This is a genomic window from Paraburkholderia tagetis (genome assembly GCF_022213065.1).
GTDB lineage: Bacteria > Pseudomonadota > Gammaproteobacteria > Burkholderiales > Burkholderiaceae > Paraburkholderia > Paraburkholderia tagetis.
In genome coordinates, this window is sequence record NZ_JAKLJA010000031.1 from 21650 (window position 1) to 43877 (window position 22228).

Below are 22228 nucleotides of genomic sequence, written 5' to 3' on the forward strand. Positions count from 1 at the left end.
TGAATGATTCGATGAGTTCGATCATCGCGCCAGGTGCGCAAGAAACTCGGCCTTCGCGATGACATCGCCGTACTTGCTGTCGATATCGAACAGGTTCGCTTCGTGCGGACCGTCGTGACGATCGCCTACCGCCTCTCGCACGACCATCACGCGGAAGCCGTGCTGGACGGCATCGACAGCCGTCGCGCGAATACACCCGCTCGTGGAGCAGCCCGCGAGCACGATCGTATCCACGCCCTGCGCATGCAAGGTGCTCCCGAGCGTCGTGCCGAAGAAGGCGCTCGGATACTGCTTGCTGATGACGAGTTCGCTGGGAAGCGGCGCAACCTCGTCGCAGAATTCGGCATGCGGATGGCCTTCCACCATCGCCCTCATGACAGGCGCCTTCTTGATCCAGATACCTCCGTCGACAAAGTCCGCGCCGTAGCGGATATTCGTATGCACAAGGGGAATGTTGGCCTCGCGCGCAGCGGTAAGCATGTCCTTCGCGTGGCAGACGGCGGAGACGACGCCCAGCGCATAAAGCGGCGCACCCTCGGTCGTGTAGCCTTTCATGAAATCGACGAGCAGGAGCGCGCTCTTCACGCCAAAACCGATGCGCGTATCCCACACACCTCTGTAGTTGCTTGCGGCGTCCTGTGACATGGGTGAGGTTCCTTCTTCTTCAGCGCGTGAGCTGCGAGGGCAGCGGATAACGCCCGCTCAGCAGCGCGCCGGCGTTCGGGACGACTGCTTCGAGCCCGAGATGATCGAGCATGCGGCGCGTGGTGCAGACCGCCGTGGAAACGACCGGAACGCCGAGCCGGTCTTCCACCGTCTGTATCGCGGGGAAAGAAGGCATCTGCACGCACGCCGATAGCACGACCGCATCGACGCCCGCCGTGTTCAGCGCGGTCACGTCTTCCGCGAGACGTAGCGGATCGCGCCGTCCCACTTCGAGGTTGTCGGGGATTTCGAAGCAGCGCCAGTCGGCCACTTCGATGCCCTCGTTCTCGATGTACTGCACGACTAGTTCCGTCAGCGGCCGCATGTACGGGGCAAGCAACGCAACGCGCTTCGCGCCGAGAATCTGCAAGCCTTCGATCAGCGCGCCTGCCGATGTCATGACCCTTGCGTCGCAACCGTTCTCGCGAGCGACCTGCTGCAATTCCTGCTCGACTTCTCTGTGATAGCCGGGCCGCATCGCCATGATGGCGACGAGACACGCCGTGCTCATCACGTCGACGCGCGCATCCGCGAGTTCGGCGGCGCAGCGCAGCCCTTGACGGTTCATCGTTTCGAGTTCCTCGCGCACGACCTTGTGCATGCGCATGCGGCTCGAGTGAAACGTGAAACGTTCGGGGCGAATGGCCTCGCGAGCGCGCAGCATCGCGGGAATCTCGGTTTCCATCGTGGTGTTGGAACTCGGCACGATCTGGCCGATGCGGAAATGAGTCTGAATCATTCGTATTCCTAATGGTTTATAGAGGCGCACCGAGGAAAGACCCGAATGCGGCGAAGAATCCTTCGTAGTCGTCCCACGGAATCATGTGTCCCGCTCCTGCCACTCGCACGGTCTGGATCGACCCGTTCAGCCGCGCAATCTCCTCCTCGTCCGCCGGAAGGATGACGTCGCCCTTGCCGGCCGCGATCAGGAGCGTGGGCACGTCGAGGCTTGGCAGGTCGGCATGGATGTCGTCCTCGTGAAAACCGTTGAAGGTGTCGATCACGGCTTTTTCATGACACGTATGCAGCCATTCGGCGCGCAGACGCAATTGCTCGTCGGTCCACGTGGGACAGTACTTGCGCATGGCATCCACGCCCGCGCCTTCGCGGCATTCGCGCATGGAATCGACGTACCAGGGCAGCTTCGCCGGGTACGGCCGACGGCCCGGCCCCGAAACCGGCGGATCGATCAGCACGAGCTTGTCGATGCTGCGATCGCCGCGCGCTCCGCGCGCAGCGACGCGAATGGCGAAGCGCGCGCCCATCGAGTGGCCTGCCAGCACGTGGCGATTGAGCGACAGTGCAGCGGCGAACGCGGTGATATCGGCAGCACAGGTGTCGATGCCATAGTCGAGCGCATCGCCCGTTTCGGACAGCCCGCGCCCGCGCACGTCGAGCACGTACACGTCGAAATGCCGCGCGAGCCGCTCGGCGACGAAGCCCCAGGTGATCGCCGGGCTCGTGATGCCCGGCACGAGAATCATCGGCTGCGCCTGGCTGCCGTTGCGCGAATACCGCAGATAGTGCTGACGGATGCCGTTGGCGCGCACGTTCGCGCCATACACAAAGTTGCTTTCCAAGAACGAATCTCCCGAGCGTGCGTTATGCGAGACCGAGCTGAAAGCGTCGGTCGCCTGCCACCTTGCGCCGCCATGCCAGGTCCATGTCGATGCGATCGGCCATCTCCAGCGTCTTCACGGCCTGTTCGTAGAGCGGCAGAGCGATCTTCACGGCAAGCGGCGGTCGAATGCGTTCGAGGCTGTAGCGCAGTTTCTCGCGCGCACGCTCGACGCTGTAGATGCCGCGCCGTACCCAGTCGACCGTGAGCCAGTCGAAGACTTCGAGGAACGACAGCGAATCGGCGGCCTGGAGAATATCAGCCTCCGCGCCGCCGCCTATCTCATGCCTGAGAATCAGCACGCGCACTCGCTTGATGAAGCCCGCATCGACGACATCGGCGCGCTCGCGCAGCCAGGCTTCGACGATGTCCGCCGAGCGGATCGAATGGGCGAACAGATAGTCGGGATTGTCGAAGCCATTCTCCGGCGTGTCGGTCGGGCCGCCAGGAAAGAAACGTTCGGCATCGTGCGTGATGGCCGCGAAGCGCAGTTCCGGCGATGCCGCCTTGTTCGACAACTCGATTGCCCACATGCGCGTGTTGAAGAGATGTTCGAGCTGATAGAAGCCGTCGAGCCAGCGCGTCGCGTCGAGTTCGAGCGGGCTCATGGCCGGGTCCGCATAGCGTCCCTCGATAACCGGTGTCATCGGTTCCCCTTTTCGTGGTTGACGGACGCGCCGGCTGCGAGCTCGCGCCACACCGACTCGGGCGTAATGGGCAGCTCGGACAGTTCGACGCCGTAATCCTGCAATGCATCGCAGATGGCGTTGGCGATCGCTGCGCCCGGCGGAATGGTGCCTACCTCGCCGACGCCACGCACGCCGAAGGTCGTCACGGGCGACGGCACTTCGGTGTGCAGCAGGTCGATCGGCGGCACGTCGGCGGCCATCGGCACGAAGTAATCGAGCATCGAGCCGCTCACGAGCTGGCCGGTCTCGCGGTCATAACGCAGTTCCTCGCCGAGCGCCGCGCCGAGCCCCTGCACGAGCGCGCCGCGCACCTGGCCCTCCACGATCATCGGATTGACCGCCACGCCGCAGTCGTGAACCATCACGAAGCGTTCGACGTTGAATTCGCCCGTTTCCGGGTCCACGGCGACCGCCGCGGCCGCCGTGCCGAACGAAAAGGCGGCGTCCGGCGGCTCGAAGAACGAAGTCGTCTCCAAGCCCGGCGCTTCGTCGGCGGGAATGCCCTGCCCCGTGATCGCTCGCGCGAAGACCTGTGCGAGCGGCATGCGCACTTCAGGGTCGTCGCGATGACGAACTTCGCGTTCGACGATGATCGCGTCGTCCAGCGCGATGCCGAGTGCGTGCGCGCCCACGCTGAGCGTCTTGTTGCGGAAGGGAACCGTAGCCTCGCGCAACGCGCCCGCCGCCGCGATGAGAGTGCGCGAGGCGAACGAGCCCGTGTTCAAGGGAGACGCGGACGTGTCGCCGGTATGCACGCGCACGATGTCGTAGTCCACGCCGAGTACTTCAGCGCACAGTTGCGCGAACGCGGTTTCGCTGCTCTGGCCGATCGACGACACGCCCGTGTACACGTCTATGCCACCGGATCGGTTCGCGCGCAGCGTAACGCTTTCGTGTGCGCCGAACTGCGAGCCGCGATGCGCGAGAAAGCGCGCGCTCGCATAGCCCGTGCGTTCGACGAACGAGGCAAAGCCGATCCCGACGATGCGGCCATCGTCGCGTGGCGTGCGCGGCTTGTCGCGATGCACGTCATAACCGACTGCCTCGGCGGCCATATAGAGCGTTTTCAGATAGTCGCCGCTGTCGTAGACCGCGCCGCTCGGCGTCGTCCACGGCAAGTCTTCGGGACGCAGCATGTTGAGCGCGCGCAGTTCGACCGGATCGCGCTTCAGCTTGCGCGCGAGCCGATCGACGAGCACTTCCAGCGCGAAGTTCACTTCGGGCTGGCCATAGCCGCGATACGCGCCGACCGGCGTCTTGTTCGTCAGCGCGACGCGCCGTTCGACGAGCGCATCCGCGATCTTGTACGGGCCCGTGAACACGACGCTGGACAACTGCGCCGAGCCGAACGGCGAGTTCCATCCGCCGATGTCGGTCGTGTAGTGGTTCGTCATCGCGATGAAGCGGCCGTTGGCATCGGCGGCGAGGCGATAGTCGTGAACCGATTCCCGTCCGTGCGTGCTCGCGCGGAAATGCTCCATGCGGTCCTCGATCCACTTAACCGGCCGCTTGAGCGCCATGGCGTGCAAACAGGCGAGCACGTCTTCCGGAAAGGCGCCTAGCTTCATGCCGAAGCCGCCGCCTACATCCGAGGCCGTTACCCGAATGCAGCTCTCGTCGATGCGCAGCGACTCGGCAAGCTGCTTGCGCACGAGGTGCGGCACTTGCGTCGACATGTGCACGGTCAGTTCTCGCGCGCCGGCCCGCCACACCGCGACGATGCCGCGCGGTTCCATGGGCAGCGCCGACACGCGGCCGCTGCGCATGCGCCCTTCGACGACAACGTGCGCTTCCTCCATGCGCGCTTGTGCGTCGCCCGCACGGTTCACGTTGGCCGTCATCAGGTTCGAATTCATCACTCCGGGATGCAGCACGGGCGCTTCGGGCGCGAGCGCATCGAGCGCGTCGCTCACGTGCGGCAGCGGCTCGTAATCGATGTCGATGAGTTCCAGTGCGTCTTCGGCGATGGCGCGGCTCGTCGCAACGACGCTGACCACCGCCTGTCCCTCGTGGGTGGCGACGTCTTGCACGAGCGCGTAGTAAGGCAAGCTCGGCGCGCCCGGCACCGGGCGCAACACGGTCAGCGGATCGCTGAGCGCCTTCACTTCGGCGCCGGTGAGCACATGCTTCACGCCGTCGAGTTTCAGCGCCTGCGAGACATCGATCGAACGAATGCGCGCATGCGGGAACGGACAGCGGCCAACGGCCATTTCGAGTTGGTGTGCGTACTGCACGTCGTCGGCGAAGCGGCCGTCGCCGCGCAACAGGCGTTCGTCCTCCTTGCGCGGCATGCTTCTGCCGATCACGCGAAACGACGCCTGCCTGTGGTCTTCTTCGTCGCGCTGACGACGCAGCGCCTCGGTCATGTCGTTCATCGCGCCGCCCCGCTTGTCGCCGGCTCGTGCCTCCCTACCACGCACGAATGCAGATAGTCGTCGATGGCGCGCACGATGCCTTCATAACCCGTGCAGCGACACAGCACGCCGCTGATCTCCGCGCGTATCTGTTCGCGCGACAACACCGCGCCGCGCGCGGCAAGCGTCGTCGCGAGCATCAGAAAGCCGGGGGTGCAAAACCCGCATTGCAACGCGTGATGACGCTTGAACGCCTGTTGCAGTTCGCTCAATTCGTCGCCGGCAGCGAGCGATTCGACTGTCCTGACGTCCGAGCCGTCCAATTGCGCGGCGAGCATCAGGCACGACTTGACGGCCACGCCGTCCACCTGGATCGTGCACATACCGCACTTGCCCTGCTCGCAGCCGACATGCGTCCCGGTCCGCCCGAGCCGCTGGCGCAAGAAGTCCGCGGCATGCATGCGGCAGGGCGCGTGAGCGCGAACGTCTTCACCGTTCACGCATGCGTTGATTTCGATTTCGTTGTACTCCACTCGCGTTCTCCTTAGGCCACATGCCACAGCACGATCAGGCTCACGACCAGCGCGGCCGCGCTCAACATGGCCGAAATGCGCGGCCACGGGTCCATGCGCAAGGCCGACGGCATCGCGCCGGCGGAGACTGTCGCGACCGGCGCTGCCTCGCGCACTGGCTCGCGGCACGGCTTGCCGGGCGACGCATCGGCGGCTCGCGCGGGCGCTGTCGCGTCGCCGGACAACACGCGCTCCAGATTCTTCGAAAACTCGGTCGTGACCTTTTCCGCCTGTTTGGCGATGACCTTCTGCCCGACGCTGCCGAGCGCGCCGCCGAGCGCCACGTCTCCCACCACGGTCACGCGCGTTTGCGCGCCCTCGGCCGCGAGGGAAACCTGATTCGTGCTGCGAAAATTGCCGATCGCGCCGCGCACCGCCTTGCCCGTCGATGCGAAAGCGATGCGCTCGCGCGCCACGCGCTCGGTGATCTGCACCTTCGCTTCGAAGGTCGCCGCCATGGGTCCGAGACGCTGCGTGAGCGTCACGGTGACGTTGTCGGCATCCGCGATCTCCACTTTCTGCATTCCCGGCATGCACTGCGCGACCTGCTCGAACTGCTCGAAAAAATTCCAGACCGTCGCGACGTCCTGCGCGACGACGAACGCTTGCTCGTATTTCACGTATGCCTTCCTCCAGTAGTGCCGGGTCCGTTGCCGCTCGCGTGCTCGCTCCCTTGCGCATGAGCGCGCAGCTGTTGCAGCGCGCGCCGCACATACACCGGCACCAGATGGGCGCGGTACTCGGCGCTCGCGCGGATGTCGCTCGCGGGATCGGTGGCGCTGAGCGCGGCTTGCGATGCCTCCGCGATGTCGTCGTCCGTGAGGCGCGTTCCTTCGACGAGCGCGGCCGCTTCAAGCGCCAGCACCGGCGTGTCCGCGACGCCGCCAAGGCCGATGCGCACGCCACGCCAGCGGCCATCCGGCGCGCGCTCGCCGACGGCGGCGACCGACAGCACGCAGAAATCGCCATGGCGACGCGAGAATTCGGTGAACGCGAAGTGCGGCGGGTGCTTCGGAAACACGATCTCCGTCAGCATCTCGTCGTATTCGAGCGCAGTGGCATACGAACCTTCGTAAAACGAATCGATGGCAATCTCACGCGCGCCGCCGGAGCCATGCGCGACCGCTCTCGCGCCCAGCACGAGGCAGCCGAGCGGCATCTCGCCCGTTGGGTCCGCCTGCACCAGACTGCCGCCTAGCGTGCCGCGATTGCGCACCTGACGATCGCCGACGAAGCGGATCATATGCGCGAGAAGCGGCAGGCGCTCTGCCGCCACGGGCGAAGTCTCCAGCGTTGCGTGGCGCACCATCGCACCCGCGACCGTCTCGTCGCCGCGCGAATGAAGTGCGTCGAGGCCCGGCACGCGGTTCACGTCGATCAGCGCCGACAGGCGCCAGAGCCGCATGTTGAGCATCGGCATCAGGCTCTGGCCGCCCGCGATGATGCGCGCGTCGCCGCCGTAATCGGCAAGATGCGCGACGGCTTCCTCGACCGTCTCCGCCCGCAGATAAACGAAGTCGGCAGCTTTCAAGATTTGCCTTCCTCCGCGACCGCCGCCTGCCTGGTCACGCGCGTGCCCGAGAGCCGCGCGAGCACATGTCCCACCGGCGAGCGCGCTTTCGCGACAAGGCTGGATGCCGCCTTGCGGCTCCACACCGTCTCCGGGCGCACCTGCAGCACGCGCACGTCGCCTTGCTCTGAAATCGCCCATTCGATGTCTTGCGGCGCGCCACGCGTGCGCTCGATGTGCTTCGCGAGAGTCGCCAGCTCGCGCACGTGCGAGGCTTCCAGGCAAACCGCGTTCGTGCGTTCGGGGGCGATCGGCATGATATCCACGGTCCCGCGTTCGGGGACGAAGCGATACTCCTCGGTCTGCGGCGTCCACTTGCGATCGACGATTTCGAGCGTGACCTTGTCCACCACGAATTGCGCCGGCGTGATGTCGCCCTTCACGACGCCTTCGCCCAGACCCCAGCACCCTTCCATCACGATCTTGGAGCGGTCGCCGTTCAGCGGATTGAGCGTGAACATCACGCCGGCCGCGCGCGCCTCGACCATCTGCTGAATGCCGACGCACATGCCGTAATCACCCTTTGCGATGACCGTCTCGCCGTCCACACGATACGACAGCACCGCTTCGCCGAACATGCCCGACCAGCACGCGCGGATGTGTTCGAGCACGGAATCCGCGCCGCAGATCCACAGGAACGTGTCGTACTGGCCCGCGAAGCTCGCGCCCGCCAGGTCTTCGGATTCGCCGCTGGAACGCACGGCGACGGGCAGCGCACTCACGCCCGTCTTCGCTTCGAGTTGCGCGTAGCTTCCGCGGATCTGCGCTTCCAGGTCCGCGGGCATCGGCGCGTTCGCGATGCGTTCCAGTAGATGCGCGGTCGCGTTTCTGATCTCAGGAAGCGTGAGCGCCGAGCACATCTGGCAGACGCGGCGCGCTTCTTCGGCGAGACCGTTGGCCGTCATGAAATAGCGATAGGCGCTCGTCGTGACGCCGAAGCCGGGCGGCACCGCAAAGCCTGCGGTGGTCATCTGCGCGAGATTGGCGAACTTGCCGCCGAGTAGCGGGCTGCCGGAAGCGGCGGGGTCGTCCAGCCACAGAATGAACGGTGCGTTATTCATGTTCGCTGCCCTTTTCAATGATTCGCACGACGCCGTTGAAGCCGTCGACCTCGATCAGGTCGCCCGTGCGGATGGAAACTGTCGCGAAGCCGGTGCCGACCACCGCCGGCAGGCCGTATTCGCGGGAGATGATCGCGGTGTGCGCCATCATGCCGCCCACATCCGAGACCGCTGCCGCCACGCGCTGAAACACGGGCGCCCAGCTCGGCGCGGTGATGCGGCAGACGAGGATTTCGCCTTCCTGTACGTCATAGAGTTGCGACGACTCCATGAGGACGCGTGCGCGTCCCGTCACCTTCCCCGCCGACGCGGCGACGCCGCGCAGCTCGCTGCCGACGGTCTCCGGATCGACGCCCAGCCATTCCTCGATCGTTTCCTGCGTGATGCCCCAGAGCATGATCGTGAGCGGCTCCGTGATCGCTTCGGGCGGCACGCCGAGCGCGGGCGGCGGGGACCACTTGCAGAGGGCGTTGCGAATACGCTTGCGCTTCTCCACGATCGGACGCCAGTAGACTTCGCCGCGCGCCGGCGTCGAAACGGCCCATCCGATCAGCAGGTCGTACAGCGCGTCGTAGATCTCGTGACGGTGCAGATAGAAGATGTCTTCACGGTCGTCGAAGAAGTTGTGCGCGACGAACACATCGCCCAGCTCGCGCACCTTCGACCAGAACAGCGAGTGATGCCAGTGCTCGACGTAGAAGTTGTGGTCCTCCACATACGGATAGACCTTGCGCGCCAGTTCGACGAGGCCGTCGAACGCTTCGCGGTCGTCTTCGGTGGGCAGCAGTTCGCGGTACTCGGCGGTCACGCGCTTGCGCGTTTCAAGAATTTCGTCGAGCGGTCGCCGAATGTCTTCTCCGCGATGCAGCGCCTCGATGTACCCGCACAGCGCGACGAACGGCAGCCGCGGATCGCTGATCCACACCGGGTCCGAGTGCGTATAGCCGATGCCAGTCGAGAACCAGAACCACGGTTCTTTCGCCTGCTCGTAGGCGTCCAGCCAGCGCCGGCCATTCTGCGTCTGCCCGAGCGCGGCGAAGGCCTTTTCGTGGTCGCCGCTTTCGAGGATCACGTTGCCCAGGTCCAGTTCCGTCGCGAGTTCCGCGAGGCGGCGCAGTTCGTCGTCTGGACGGAACAGGAGGATGTCGATGCCCGAGACCATGTCGGTGATGGTTCGGTCCGTGATGCCGGGAAAAGCATCCTGACAGAACTCGCGGAACGTCAGATAAGCGCCGTAGCCGAGATTGAGCATCTCGAAGTGGTACGAGCCCATCTCGAACAGGTTCTCGACGAGCCTGTTATACGAAGAAAGCAGCTCGTGCGACGAGTACATCCCGTGATGCGAGAAGACCTTCTGTTCGGGTTCGAGCGCCGGCAGCGGCTTGAATTCAATCGCCTTCAGACGTTCGATGCAATTTTTCGCCTTGTCGATCCATTCGGCGTAGATCGCGTCCCAGTTCTCGTAGTAGTGCCCTGCGCGCACGCTGAACTGCTCGGAGCGCGCCGCGATTTCCGCCGGATCGTCGATCGAGTTCGGGCTTACGTACAGATAGCCGTTGATGATGCGCTGATCGATGCCCAGCGCGAGCGGTATCGGCCATACGCGCGTCGTCATCTGACTTGCGGCGACCCACCAGTTTTCCGTCATGATCGTGTCGAACGGATAAAGCGGCTCGGGGTTGTGCATGCCATCGAAGTACCAGAGCTTGGCCTCTTCCATCTCGCGGCGCTCAGGGCTGATGTGCGCGTAGTACGGATAGAGTTCCTGCCAGCCCTCCGCTCCCTCCGGAGTCGGTACGGCGAACGGGCTCTGGAACTGACGTTTCGGCGGGGACGATGCTGGCGGTTCCTTTTCCATCGTGCGGCTTCCTCTTCGTGATTCCGTGCGTTAGGGACGGTCGTTGCGACCGGGGCGCTGCTTGACCTTGCGCTCGCCGCGTTTCCGACGCCTTTTAGGCGATGGCTTAATTGGCTGAGCGACGAACAAATGGTATACGATCAAAAAAGCCGCAACACACGGGCTTACCCGAATCTCTCACTGCGCGAAACCGATATACGATCTGCCCGCGACGCCTTCATCCTCTGCTAACCTCTTGTAGGATGTCGCCATTTCCGCCAGAACGGGTCGGTGGTTACTGCCAGGGATGCGTCGCGTCGCACGGGCGTCGCCCGTTCTCGTTTAAAAATGGTATGCCATTTTTTATTTTCGACGCATGATTTGTTTGCCCGGACGTCATGCAGACGGGTTCGCAGTCCGAGCCAAACGCCGGCGCGCTCGCGCTGGATGTCCCCCAACGCAGTCCCCAAAAGGAGCAGGAAGCCGTGTTGAAACTCTTCCACGAGCAGGTGTCGACCAACGACATACTGCTGACCTTCGTATATCTGGTGGGCGCCGTCAGCGTGCTCCTGGTCGTGCTCGGTGTCGGTTTCATCGACTCCGGGCTCGCACGCGCGCGCAACGTGCTCGACACCTGGGCGCAAAAGATGACCGCCGTGATGATCGGCGGCGCGAGCACACTACTCTTCGGCTACGCCATATGGGATGTGCAGTTCGAACAGGCTTTCGGCGCGCCAGACCCGCTCGCTGCCGCGTTGCGTGGCTGGTGGGCCGGCGGCGCGGCGATGAGCAGCGCGTCGGTGTATATCGACCCCAAGCTGATTCCCGAAGTCGACGTGCTGCAGGTGTTCGTGGTCTTCTTCGTCACGTTCACCATGGCGACGATGGCCCTGATCCATAGCGCTGCCATCGAGCGCATCAAGAACCGCGCGCTGTACGTGATGAGCTTCTTCGTCGGCGTGGTGCTCTCACCGCTCGTGGGTTATCTCTGCTGGGGGCCGCTCTCGCCGCTTACGCGCCGTGGCGTGCATGACTTCGAGGGCTGCTTTCCGCTCTATATCTTCGCGGGCACCTGGGCGCTCGTCCTGGCATGGCGACTCGGGCCACGTCGCGGCGCATTCGCGAAAGACCCGCAAAGCGTCGCGCCGACGCCAGGCAATCTCGGCCTCGTCGCCGCCGGCGTGCTCATGATCCTGTTCGCACTGCCCTTCGTCGCGGTCGGCTCGACCTTCATCATCCCGGGCGAAGGCGTCTTCGGCATCTCGTTCACGCGCACCGGGCTCGGGCTGATCCTCATCAACCTGTTCGCGGCGATGCTCGCGGGAGGCGTCGCCGGCGCGTCGATCGGCTATCGTCTGCGCGATCCGCGCTGGGTGTTCCTCGGTCCTGTCGCGGGCACGGTGATGGGAAGCACGCTGTTCGATATCGGCACGCCACTCGAAAGCCTTCTCTTCGGCGCCATCGGGCCGTTCGTAGCGCTCGCGACAGCGAAACTTCTGCGGCGGCTCCACATCGACGAGCCGAAAGTCGTGCCGCTCGCGCTCGGACCCGGCATCGCAGGCGCGCTTCTGGTCGGCTTCACACATTGGGGCACGGCGACGGGCGGTTTTCCGGGGCTATCGGGCGAGTTTGCGCCCGGTCACGCGCAGATCACGCCATGGTGGCAGCTTGCCGGCGTCTTGGCGACGGTGCTGGTCTCGGGCGTACCAGCCTGGCTGCTGTGCCTCGTACTCGAAAAGCTGGGCGCGCTGCGTGTCTCGAGCGATGCGGAACTGATCGGTCTGGACATGACACAATGGGAAACGCACTGCCAAGGCGACGATCTTCAGCCGCCGGCATTCCGCGCACCCTCGAGCGCGACCGCGCTGACGCGTCAATCCGACGACCTGAGACCCGATCATCAGGCGCCGGCAATCTGAAACGACGCACGTCGGCTGGAGGTTCTGCCGGCCGACGATTCGCTAGGCCGCTGCATCGACCGTGGTCGCCGCCATGCAGAGCGTTACCGGCTGCGATTAGAGTGCGACACGTCGCCCGCGACGCACAAGGGACAGCCCGACTCGGCGCGCAAAATAGAAAGTGCTAAGCTTGCGAACCCATTTCAGAACACCGTGGCCGTCTATGCAGGATGATTACTTCAAGGACCTGTATGCCGAGTTCGAAGCCGTTCAGCAATCCAGCGTCAATGCGTCTTCTAAACGGCTGAGCGAGAACCTGGCCTATGTCATCCGCAAGGCAATTCTCTCAGGCGTGCTGCAGCAAGGCATGCCGATACGCGAGCGAGTACTCGCGCAGGAATTGAACGTGAGCCGCACGCCGGTGCGCGAGGCGCTTTTCGTGCTGCAAGGCGAAGGGCTCGTGACGCTGAACCACAACCGCAGCGGCAGCGTCGCACATTTCTCCGCCGAAGACATCCGCAACATTTATACGCTGCGCGGCATGCTGGAAGGATTCACGGCGGAGTGCGCCGCAAAAAAGGGTGACGCGCAAAAGATCGAGGACATTCGCCAGGCACTAGGACGCTACCAACAACTGAACGCCGATGCCTCGTGCATCGCCCAGGCCCAGGCGGACCTAGAATTCCATGAGGCTATCTGCGCGGCGTCGGGCAGCCAGATGCTGATGACCATCACGCGTCAAGTGTTAGCGGTGACGATTACCCATCGGTCGCGCTATGCCTATACGGCTCAGCAACTGGCGCAAGCCCAAACGCAGCACGAGTCGATTTTCAACGCCATCGCGACTGGCGACTATGCGCTTGCAAAGTGGCTGATGAGTGAACACGTTAGCAAATCCAGTGAGCTTGCGATGCAGCATCTCGCTAGTGGCCTTTAGCTCGTAACATACCCGGCACTGAGCCCGGCGCAGCCTACAACGCCTATGCTGACCGAGTATGCCGAAATGGCTGTGTTGTCGGATGCCACCGAGAACGCATACCGCGCCGGCTGGGTGAAGCCTGCTAGCTCAGCTGTCTCAAAATCTCGTCAACAGCGTCGCTGATCGACCTTTGCTCACTTTAAGGCCCGCTGTTTGCCTTGAGCGGGAGCCTAGATACCCCTGCGAAGACTTCGTCGGGTGGGCGCAGTTGGCCGCGACCTGTCCGACGCCCTGCGCCGGCGGCTCGGCATAGGCAACGCTCGCGGGTCAAGCCTCGTGCGGCTGCCGCGCGTCAACCAGCGGTGATTGTGGTGCCTGTGCAGATGAACGTCGGATTACGGGGGCAGCCGATGAGCATGCCTCCTTTAGCGGAATTTTCAAGGTAGTCGTCGCCTCAACGATTAGATTTCAGGCAGCCTCTCTGTCTTGATTTCGGTGTTGTGGGTCGTCGCCCCGGTTATCGATTCGATCCGGGTTCAGGTGCACAGCATCGACGCGTTGCCAGTTGCGCGTACGGCCTTTCCATCGAAGTGGATTGCATTGCCTGGCATTCTCGTAGAGCGCCGCGCGTCGAGCCAGAATGTCCTGATCGAGGTTGGCATGACGCTGCGCCGGCGTCACGAACCGAATCGCGCTGTGACGATGCTCCTCGTTGTACCAACGCACCAGTGCGCCCACCCACGTGCGCGCGGCAAACAGGGTAGCGAATGCCTTGAGCGGGTAAGCCGGTCGGTACTTCAGGGTCTTGAACAACGACTCGGAGTATGGGCTATGAGCCAAATCACATATCCCTTAGTATGTTGCCCCAGAATATATGTTGTCGACCGAAGGTTTCTGAGCATATAAGAGCCGAAATCCGACACTCTTGACACCACATATATTCGAGAGTGTTCTGGTGAACCATCCGTCGTACGGAGGTTCATCATGTTTCAGAGATTACTGTCGTCCGCATCCGGCCTGCATCGCCATCAGGATGCGCCGTTTGCGGCTGAACGAGAGCGCTATCTACAGCACTGTTTCGATTCCGGTGCCACGTACGGATCGCTTCGTATAAAGAGCAATGAGTTGCTACGGGCTGCCCTGCTGCTCGGCGCAGATGCGTCACACGGCATTGACATGGAGAAGCTAAAGACGATTGCTGCTCGGCGAACTGCTGTACGGAATTCGCCCACGACCGAACGAAGGTTCATTGACATCACCCGTCCATGGCTTAAGTTTCTCGGCTGGTGGAAGGAACCCATCGTGGCGTTTGAATATCAGTGGGTACTGGATCAGTATTGCAGGTGGATGCTCGACGAGCGAGGCTTCAGCGATTCAACCATCGTCAGTTGGCGATATCGCGTGAGGAATTTTCTTAAATGGTGCAGCACAACCGGACGGAAGTTGCGCCTTCTTCAGCCGAGTGACATCGACGACTACTTTATCGATGAGAGTAACCACCGCTGGAACCGGGTGACGGTCGCCACCATGGCCGGAGTGCTGAAGATATTTCTGCGCTACGCCGCGTCGCAGGGATGGTGCAATCCTCGACTAGCTGAGGCGATACGTGGTCCGCGGATCTACAAGCAAGAATCGCTTCCGTTCGCACCCGATTGGGCTGATGTGCAAAGGATATTGGCCGACACCTTGACCGACGATCCTCGTGATGTCCGCGATCGCGCGATCCTGATGCTGCTATCCATCTATGGCATGCGTGCCACTGAAGTCGCATCGTTGCGGCTTGATCAGGTGGACTGGCAACAGCATCTCATTCGGATGTTTCGTCTCAAGCGGCGGCAACCCCAGGTGTATCCGCTGTTGCCATCGGTTGCGGAAGCGTTGGCTCGCTACATCGACATCATCCGCCCATCAACATCTCATCCGGAAGTGTTCATTGGTCTGAACTCGCCACAGCACCCACTTACGCGCGCAGGCATCTATACCATCGTCAGTGCAAGGTTTCTAGCCCTTGGTATCGAGGTTGCCCATCGTGGTCCGCACGCATTGCGGCACGCCTGTGCGACGCGCCTTATTGCCGAAGGGTTGCGCCTCAAAGAGATCGGAGACCATCTGGGCCACCGCTGCACATCGGCCACACGCGTATACGCGAAGGTTGATCTGGCGGCTCTCCAAGAAGTGGGTGATTTCGATCTGGGAGATCTGCAATGAAGCTAATCAGTGTGATCAATGCCTACATCGAATTGCAACAGTCGATGGGCTTGCGTTCCGAAACGGCTAAACGGACATTGCGTCAATTTGGGCGTCAAATGGGGGATATTCAAATCGGCGAAGTTCAGGCACAGCAGGTCCTACTCTTCTTGCGAGGCTCGGGGCCGCCTACCTCAACTTGGCGTGTCAAGTACAGGTTGCTGTCCGGCCTGTATCGATTCGCAATCAGTAGAGGCCATGTAAGGAAGTCTCCACTGCCGCAAGGTTTGCCCAGGTTTCCGCCGCAGCAAACACCTTACATCTATTCGACTGAAGAGCTTCATCGACTACTCGACGCCACATCCGGACTGGACAGTATCTACAGCCGGCAGCAAGCACCAATGTTTCGGACCTTGATCTTGCTGCTATATGGCAGCGGCATGCGCATCAGTGAGGCGCTTGGATTGACGATGCGCGACGTTGATCTTGTGCAGAGAGTCATCACAGTGCGTAACGCCAAATTCTACAAGACTCGACTGGTCTCGATCGGCCCAAAGCTTGCGCTGGAATTGACCGGGCATGCTGATCGGCGCCGCATGCTTCCCATGCCATCAGGCGAAGATTCATCATTTTTTACGTCGCGCACTGGAGCTGCTTGGACATATCAGCGCGTCATTACTCTGTTCCAGCGCGTGCGCCGCACTGCATGCATAGAATGTCCGCCGGGTGAACTGCGGCCGCCGCGATTGCACGACTTGAGGCACACCGCAGCGGTTCACCGGGTTCTGTCGTGGTATCGGTCCGGCCAGGATGTCCAACGCCTGTTGCCACTGCTAGCTACCCACCTTGGGCACGTTGAGATCAGTTCGACCCAGCGCTATTTGCAGACGACACCAGAGTTACTTCAGGAAGCCAGTCAGCGCTTTGCCCGGTACGCAAATTGTGGAGGTAGCCATGAATGATAAAAACCTGTTGGGACCATGGATCCGTCGCTTCCTTCTGGAGTACCTGGTGGGCGAACGCAATCTGGCTCGAAACACGCAGATCAGCTACCGCGACACGCTAACGTTGTTGCTGCCATTCGCGAGCAAACGTACTGGCATCGCGATCGACCGGATGACTGTCGAGGATCTTTCCCCCGAGGTCGTGCGTCAGTTCCTTGATCACCTGGAACGAGATCGACAGTGCACCCGGGTCACCCGCAATCAGCGTCTTGGCACTATCCATTCTTTGGCCCGCTTCATCGGGATGCGCTCGCCGGTGCACCTGTCGTGGTGCACGGAGGTGCGACTGGTTCCATTCAAAAAAGCGGACAAGACCATGATCGGTTACCTTGAGAAGGTCGAGATGGACGCATTGTTGAGGCAGCCAGACCGTGATACAGCGATCGGACTGCGTGACTATGTCTTACTCCTGTTTCTCTACAACAGCGGCGCCCGAGCCGACGAGGTTGCACGTCTGACCATTGGCGATCTTCATCTCGGCGATCCTCCCGCAGTGCGAATTCTTGGCAAAGGCAACAAGGTTCGGATGTGTCCTCTTTGGCCAATGATGATACCGCTGCTGAGGAATTTGGTGGCCGGCCGAGGTGCCGATCAGGTCGTCTTTCTTGGTCGTGCGAACAAGCCCCTGACGCGTTTCGGCATCCATCGTCTCGTCACAAAATACGCCGCCACGGCCAGCGAAACAGTCCCATCCATGGCGACCAGACGAATCAGCCCGCACAATATTAGACACACCTCGGCGGTTCATCTGCTACGCGCTGGCGTTGACATCAACACGATCCGGGCATGGCTAGGCCACGTATCGCTCGATACGACCAACATTTACGCCGAGGTCGACATGGAAATGAAGGCCAAAGCGCTGGCCAGTGTGGACGTTTCGGGACTTCCGGTCTCACCATCGCACCAACGCTCGTTGCCATCGTTAATGATGTTTCTCCGTGGGCTATAACGGCAATCCAAGCACATTCTTATGTGCGGATACGAGCCAGGGCTGCCATGCGTCCCTGGCTTTCCGCTCGTCGGGCACATATTCTTTTTCGCAACATATTAAGGGTTGTCGTTGCTCACGCCCGGGCGGCTCAACGACGGCATGACGCCCAGCGCCTGAAGAGTGGCGAGCATCGTCGCGCCTTTCATCGGGCCGCCGTTGTCCGAATGCAGAATCACCTGGGCGGGCTGTATCGCTTCGCGCGCGCAGAGATCCCTGAGGACTTCGCTGGCCAGCATGCTGCTTTCCTCGGCATAGACCTGCCAGCCGACAATCTTGCGGCTAAACACATCCAGAAACAGATACAAGTAGAAATACTGCCCACGAACCATGGTCGGCAGGTACGTGATGTCCCAGCTATACAACTGGTTCGGTGCATCGGCGCAAACTGAACGGGGTTTGCTGCGTGCCTGTGCCGGCCGTTCGCTGCGCCGATGGGCGAGTTGCTTCTCGGCCTTCAGGACCCGGTAGAACGTCGATTCCGAGGCGATATAGCGTTGCTGCGTCTGCCAGTCGAGGCACGATCTGGCTTGGCGGTAGATGACCGAATTCGGGCGAGTTCGCGATCGCCAGAAGCTCGGCGCGTTCATCGGCAGAGAGCTTGTGACGCGGCTCATGGTGCCGTAACGAGCGCCGGTCCACCGCATCAGGTTCGCCGCGCTGCCAGCGCTGAACCGTTCGGGCACTGAGCCCCAGAATGTTGCACGCACGCGCCTGGCGAGCCCCGGCCAGGGTCGCCTCGCTGATCAGGCCGATCAATGCCTTGCGCTCTTCAGGGACCGTCATTCGGCCTCGCCCCCGAACAGCGCACGGTGCTTTTTTTGCAGCACCAACAGCGCCGCAGCTTCAGCCAGCGCTTTCTCTTTGCGTTTGCCCGATGGCACCACGTGCGGTCGCGAGGAGCACCCGCTTCATGTAGGCCGAGTTCATGAACGCCCAGACGTAGGTCGGCGAGACCAACTTGCAGTCAACCCGCAGACGGATGAAGCAGCCGTCGGATATATCAGGATCTGCAAGCGCCGGTCCGACCGGTTCGCCATGCTTGCCACTTCTTGCGCAATCGCGAAAGAGATGAATGGGGGGCGACAATTATGTTGGCCGGCGCATTGACTCAGATGCTATGCGGGAAGGCTGTGGAAGTAAGCCCGCTGGAGTAAAACGGGGTTTCCAGAATCGTTTCTCTAAAGGAGCACGCAAATGAACGCGCCTGACACACCCCTCCGCGGGCAGAGTACGACAGTAGGTGGCCGGATGTACATGGCCTTTGAACTGGACGAGAAGAGCTGGAAGCTCTCACTGGGTGATGGCCAGCGTGCACCCAGCCGCTGTACGATCGCCGCAGGCGATACCACAGCGGTCCTCACCGCCATCGCGAACGCCAAGGCGCGCTGCCACCTCAGCGCGGATGCTCCCGTCTACAGCTGTTACGAGGCCGGCCGCGACGGCTTCTGGCTGCACCGCTGGTTGACCACCTCGACGAGACTAGTTCTGTAAGAGTGGCGCCTTGAAGGTTGCGATGGGAATCGAGAGTGATGGCAAGACAGGGCGGACCGTGATCTGCGAAACCTGAATGGCTCCAAGAGCTACAAGCTCGTGAGACAAATGAGGCGAAGATCAGCGGATTCCATAGTGGCCCGCAGCGGAAGGATCGGCTGCATTAAGGCTGATGGCATGGACTCCCGCCCCCTCCGGGGCGACACTTGGCACTCAAATCCCGGGAGAACGTCAATGCCTGCTCTTACCATCGGTCTGGATATCGCGAAAAATGTCTTTCAGATTCACGGCGTTGATCGCCACGGGAAGGTGGCCATTCAGCGAAAGCTTTGCCGAAGTGACGCTTTGAAGTTCTTCGCGAAGCTCGAACCTAGTCTGGTTGGCATCGAAGCCTGCCATGGATCGCATTTCTGGGCTCGTGAGCTGACCGTCCTTGGCCATACGGTCCGCCTGCTACCGACGCAATATGTAAAGCCATTTCTTGTTGGAGGCAAAAACGATGCGAATGACGCGGCCGCAATATGCGCAGCAGTAAGCGGCCCTGGCCCGGACGAAGGCGCACATCGAAAGCACGATGGGTGCGGAAGTGGCGGCAGAGATTCTGCGTCCGTTCTACGACCCGATCGTCTCGCTGGCAGCGCCCGCGACGCTCGACATGCGCGGCGGTCTCGAAGCTGCGGCGCGTCGTTTCGCGGAGGGTGGCACGCCCTTCAGCCTGCCGAATGAGGAAGCGGTCATGACCATCGTGGGCGACGCGATGGACGTGGAATCGGACGGCGGCAACTGCGACTGAGGATGACGGACATGATGGTTTGCACATTCAGCCAATTTGGCACGGTTTTCGGCGTCGGGGCAATTGTTGGCGCAATCGCAATCGGCGCGGTGGCAGTTTTCGTGGCGAAGGTGTTCAAGTGAGACTGGTCTCCGGTTTTGATATAGAGACAACAGGGCTGTCCAAGAAGGACGGTCATCGAATGATCGAAGCGGCGATCCTGCACTACGACTTCGATACGCGGAAGCTCGTGGACAAGTGGGTGCAGCGCATCGACCCGGAGCGCTCGATTGACGCGAAGTCGCAGGCGGTTCACGGGATCGCCTACGACGATCTGGTGGGCTGTGCGAAGTTCGACGCGGTGGCACCCCGGCTGGTGCAGGAGCTAAACTGGTCGGACCTGACCGTCATCCACAACGGCGGGTTCGACGCGCCGTTCACGAACGCCGAGCTGAAGCGCCTGGGGCTGCACGTTCGCCCGGACAGTTGCATAGCTTCTCCAGTTCATTCCTCGGCTTCCGGCCGTTTGGGCGCTGGCTCTGCGCCGCGCGATCGACATCATAGCCGGTCCGACGCCAGTCCTGAAATCTGTTGGTGCGCTTGGCAAGCTTATCTGATGCAGTTTTTCTGCGCGGTTGTGAATCTGTTTTTTTGTGCTCTCAACGTTCAAACTGATAACTGCGTGGGCGCGTGATACACGGTGCAGCCGTATAGGTGCCTGCTTGCAGAGACGAACTGCGGGTCGATGTGCTACAGCCGCCATGGCCACGCGCAGGAGGATGGGTGGCGCCGAACCCTCTTATTGATGCGTTTGGTAGCCGGCGCCTGAATAGTCGAGCACCACATCCGCTAACGTCGTGAAGGAACTTGGTTGCTCCGCCCCTCGGAACTTCCGGTTCGTCGCCCCCCGACGATCGGAAGTCTTTGGCGCCGTCTAAGCGGCGCTTTTTTTTGGGTGGCGCCAATCTCACGCGATGCACGGAGCGACAGCAACGCCGGATATACCTGCCGAAAAGCAGACATGGGGCGTCGCCGTAAAAGTGGGAAAAGTGCGGGGCGTGTAGTTCGTGTTTCAAGTTTTCTGGTTGTCTAGCGGTTAGCCTTACGAGGTGTTAAGTGCTAAGGGTGTACGTATTTTATTTTTGTGACTTGCCACTTCTCCCGATGGCAGCCTTGCTGTAATCGCTAAATGCTAAATCCGTTTCCCACAGTCACTTCGTATGTTTTTTCTTTGCAGCATTGAACAGTTCTCAGAATGACTGAACATTCGTTTTATAACTTAGTAAGGAGTGAAGCATGAAGGCATTCAAACTCAAGACCCTCGTGTTTGCGGCGGCTCTGGTTGGTTCGGCAAGCGCAATGGCAGGAAGTGCAACGGCCACCATGACCAATACGACAACCATCCCCACAGTCTGCAGTATCAGCGCGCAGGGCTTCACAAACAATTACGACCCGGTCGTTGCAAATACAACTACCGCAGTGAAGGATGCGACCGCATCCGTCACGTATACGTGCACAAACGGGGGTACGGGTGCACTTATTTCTCTTTCTGGCGGCAACAACGACACCGGCACAAGCGATGCCCCAGCTCGACATCTTACTGGTGCCGAATTCCACGATCTTCTCGCTTACAACCTGTATTCGGATACTAACTATCAAACTGTTTGGGGGTACGGTGCAGCCGACACCGTTAGCGCTATCGAAGACGGCGCGGCTCACACTGCAACGGTGTACACGCAAATTCCGGCGGGACAGAACTTCCATGCCGATACGTATAGCGACACTGTGACGGCCACCATAACCTTCTAAAAAAAGGGTTTGCGCCGTGCTACGTAAAATTACGTGGGCGGCGCAGGCCACGGCACTTCTGCTGGCCTGCGCCCACCCAATGCAAGAAGCGGTGGCGAGTTCTTTCATCGCTAGCCCTGTCACATTCGATCTCACTCCGAATAAGCCAACGTCGATTTTGCGTTTGACAAACAATGGCGAAAACGATCTTCGTTTGCAAGTACATGCAGTGAAATGGGGCACCGATGGGTACGACGAAACGCAAGTCGACACCGACGAGATAATTCTTAATCCGCCAGTGTTCACCATCAAACCAGGTCAGCAGCAGTTCCTGCGGTTTGGTTTGCGCTCAGTCACGCAAACAGCCAAGGAGCAAAGCTATCGTTTGATTGTAGATGAAATACCGGACGAAACATCGGTTGTAGAAAACCTTGGTATCCGTACAGCGCTACGAGTCAGCATTCCAGTGTTTATAAATCCGATGCAGAAAAATGAACGTGTCACATGGCATTTTGTCAAGAAAGACAACCGATATGTACTCGTGGCCGAAAATGGCGGAAATGTTCATATAAAAATAAATGGCTTCGTTATTGTTGATGGCAGCGGAACGCCTGTATTTAGGAGCAGCAATCTGGCGTATGTTATGCCCGAACAACGGAAAGAGTGGCCTTTAATGATTAATCATAGTCTTGATCGAATTACATTGAAACTAAATACTCAGACTGGGCAAAGTGACGAGGTACTCAGCAAAGAGGTTCAGTAACGAGGTTGC

19 protein-coding genes and 4 pseudogenes are annotated in these 22228 nt (G+C 61.2%); 11 read left to right on the forward strand and 12 right to left on the reverse strand.

All coding sequences use genetic code 11. The annotated features are described in order from the left end of the window. Positions 1 to 21: 21 nt before the first annotated feature. From L5014_RS27625 to L5014_RS27670, 10 genes are read right to left on the reverse strand one after another with little or no spacing between them, the layout of a single operon-like run. Positions 22 to 645 carry an N-carbamoylsarcosine amidohydrolase gene (locus tag L5014_RS27625; RefSeq protein ID WP_238466979.1) on the reverse strand — a complete coding sequence of 208 codons (624 nt, stop codon included), beginning with the start codon at positions 643 to 645 and terminating at the stop codon, positions 22 to 24. A 19-nt stretch (positions 646 to 664) separates the two neighbouring features. Beyond that, on the reverse strand, positions 665 to 1444 hold the full coding sequence (locus tag L5014_RS27630) for a maleate cis-trans isomerase family protein (protein WP_274389539.1): 780 nt from the start codon (positions 1442 to 1444) through the stop codon (positions 665 to 667). 16 nt (positions 1445 to 1460) lie between these two features. Continuing rightward, the gene (locus L5014_RS27635; protein WP_238466980.1) at positions 1461 to 2285 is read right to left on the reverse strand and encodes an alpha/beta fold hydrolase; all 825 of its coding nucleotides are present in this window, start codon (positions 2283 to 2285) and stop codon (positions 1461 to 1463) included. Between the two features lie 22 nt (positions 2286 to 2307). Then, complete coding sequence (locus L5014_RS27640) at positions 2308 to 2970, reverse strand: hypothetical protein (protein WP_238466981.1); 663 nt, start codon at positions 2968 to 2970, stop codon at positions 2308 to 2310. Then, the gene (locus L5014_RS27645) at positions 2967 to 5378 is read right to left on the reverse strand and encodes a xanthine dehydrogenase family protein molybdopterin-binding subunit (RefSeq protein ID WP_420800153.1); all 2412 of its coding nucleotides are present in this window, start codon (positions 5376 to 5378) and stop codon (positions 2967 to 2969) included. Before L5014_RS27645 ends, L5014_RS27640 begins: the two co-directional genes overlap by 4 nt. A 5-nt stretch (positions 5379 to 5383) precedes the next feature. Further along, positions 5384 to 5899 carry a (2Fe-2S)-binding protein gene (locus L5014_RS38855; RefSeq protein WP_238466983.1) on the reverse strand — a complete coding sequence of 172 codons (516 nt, stop codon included), beginning with the start codon at positions 5897 to 5899 and terminating at the stop codon, positions 5384 to 5386. Positions 5900 to 5910: 11 nt separating this feature from the next. After that, a complete protein-coding gene (locus L5014_RS27655; protein ID WP_238466984.1) occupies positions 5911 to 6558 on the reverse strand; it encodes an SRPBCC family protein in 648 nt (215 codons plus the stop codon). Continuing rightward, complete coding sequence (locus L5014_RS27660; protein WP_238466985.1) at positions 6555 to 7469, reverse strand: FAD binding domain-containing protein; 915 nt, start codon at positions 7467 to 7469, stop codon at positions 6555 to 6557. Before L5014_RS27660 ends, L5014_RS27655 begins: the two co-directional genes overlap by 4 nt. Then, the gene (locus L5014_RS27665; protein ID WP_238466986.1) at positions 7466 to 8569 is read right to left on the reverse strand and encodes a PEP/pyruvate-binding domain-containing protein; all 1104 of its coding nucleotides are present in this window, start codon (positions 8567 to 8569) and stop codon (positions 7466 to 7468) included. Before L5014_RS27665 ends, L5014_RS27660 begins: the two co-directional genes overlap by 4 nt. Then, complete coding sequence (locus L5014_RS27670) at positions 8562 to 10427, reverse strand: PEP-utilizing enzyme (protein ID WP_238466987.1); 1866 nt, start codon at positions 10425 to 10427, stop codon at positions 8562 to 8564. The genes L5014_RS27665 and L5014_RS27670 overlap by 8 nt, the downstream gene beginning before the upstream one ends. A gap of 464 nt (positions 10428 to 10891) precedes the next feature. Here L5014_RS27670 and L5014_RS27675 point away from each other — a divergent pair, with 464 nt between their 5' ends. Next, complete coding sequence (locus tag L5014_RS27675) at positions 10892 to 12325, forward strand: ammonium transporter family protein (RefSeq protein WP_238466988.1); 1434 nt, start codon at positions 10892 to 10894, stop codon at positions 12323 to 12325. A 202-nt stretch (positions 12326 to 12527) separates the two neighbouring features. Beyond that, positions 12528 to 13241: a GntR family transcriptional regulator gene (locus L5014_RS27680; protein ID WP_238466989.1), complete on the forward strand. Its 714-nt coding sequence runs from the start codon at positions 12528 to 12530 to the stop codon at positions 13239 to 13241. Positions 13242 to 13691: 450 nt separating this feature from the next. Here L5014_RS27680 and L5014_RS27685 read toward each other — a convergent pair. Next, a pseudogene (locus L5014_RS27685) lies at positions 13692 to 14054 on the reverse strand (integrase core domain-containing protein); the annotation flags it as partial. Between the two features lie 153 nt (positions 14055 to 14207). On the opposite strand from L5014_RS27685, the gene L5014_RS27690 reads away from it, so the two are divergent. The 3 genes from L5014_RS27690 to L5014_RS27700 are packed head-to-tail and all read left to right on the forward strand — an operon-like array spanning position 14208 to position 17363. Next, complete coding sequence (locus L5014_RS27690) at positions 14208 to 15431, forward strand: tyrosine-type recombinase/integrase (RefSeq protein ID WP_238466990.1); 1224 nt, start codon at positions 14208 to 14210, stop codon at positions 15429 to 15431. Then, entirely contained in the window at positions 15428 to 16372 is a 945-nt protein-coding gene (locus tag L5014_RS27695) for a tyrosine-type recombinase/integrase (protein WP_238466991.1), read from the forward strand. The genes L5014_RS27690 and L5014_RS27695 overlap by 4 nt, the downstream gene beginning before the upstream one ends. After that, complete coding sequence (locus tag L5014_RS27700) at positions 16365 to 17363, forward strand: tyrosine-type recombinase/integrase (RefSeq protein WP_238466992.1); 999 nt, start codon at positions 16365 to 16367, stop codon at positions 17361 to 17363. Before L5014_RS27695 ends, L5014_RS27700 begins: the two co-directional genes overlap by 8 nt. A gap of 101 nt (positions 17364 to 17464) precedes the next feature. Here the strand turns inward: L5014_RS27700 and L5014_RS27705 are convergent. Then, a pseudogene (locus L5014_RS27705) lies at positions 17465 to 18014 on the reverse strand (transposase); the annotation flags it as partial. Between the two features lie 585 nt (positions 18015 to 18599). Between L5014_RS27705 and L5014_RS27710 the strand changes: the two are divergent. The 6 genes and pseudogenes from L5014_RS27710 to L5014_RS27735 form a co-directional block, all read left to right on the forward strand. Further along, positions 18600 to 18869: pseudogene (locus L5014_RS27710) on the forward strand (IS110 family RNA-guided transposase); the annotation flags it as partial. Positions 18870 to 19130: 261 nt separating this feature from the next. Continuing rightward, positions 19131 to 19442: pseudogene (locus tag L5014_RS27715) on the forward strand (IS110 family transposase); the annotation flags it as partial. Between the two features lie 28 nt (positions 19443 to 19470). Then, a complete protein-coding gene (locus tag L5014_RS27720) occupies positions 19471 to 19689 on the forward strand; it encodes a hypothetical protein (protein ID WP_238467042.1) in 219 nt (72 codons plus the stop codon). A 118-nt stretch (positions 19690 to 19807) separates the two neighbouring features. Beyond that, positions 19808 to 20362: a 3'-5' exonuclease gene (locus tag L5014_RS27725; RefSeq protein WP_238466995.1), complete on the forward strand. Its 555-nt coding sequence runs from the start codon at positions 19808 to 19810 to the stop codon at positions 20360 to 20362. A 602-nt stretch (positions 20363 to 20964) separates the two neighbouring features. Continuing rightward, complete coding sequence (locus L5014_RS27730) at positions 20965 to 21477, forward strand: Csu type fimbrial protein (protein ID WP_238466996.1); 513 nt, start codon at positions 20965 to 20967, stop codon at positions 21475 to 21477. 16 nt (positions 21478 to 21493) lie between these two features. Further along, on the forward strand, positions 21494 to 22219 hold the full coding sequence (locus L5014_RS27735) for a fimbrial biogenesis chaperone (RefSeq protein WP_238466997.1): 726 nt from the start codon (positions 21494 to 21496) through the stop codon (positions 22217 to 22219). The last annotated feature ends 9 nt before the right edge of the window (positions 22220 to 22228 follow it).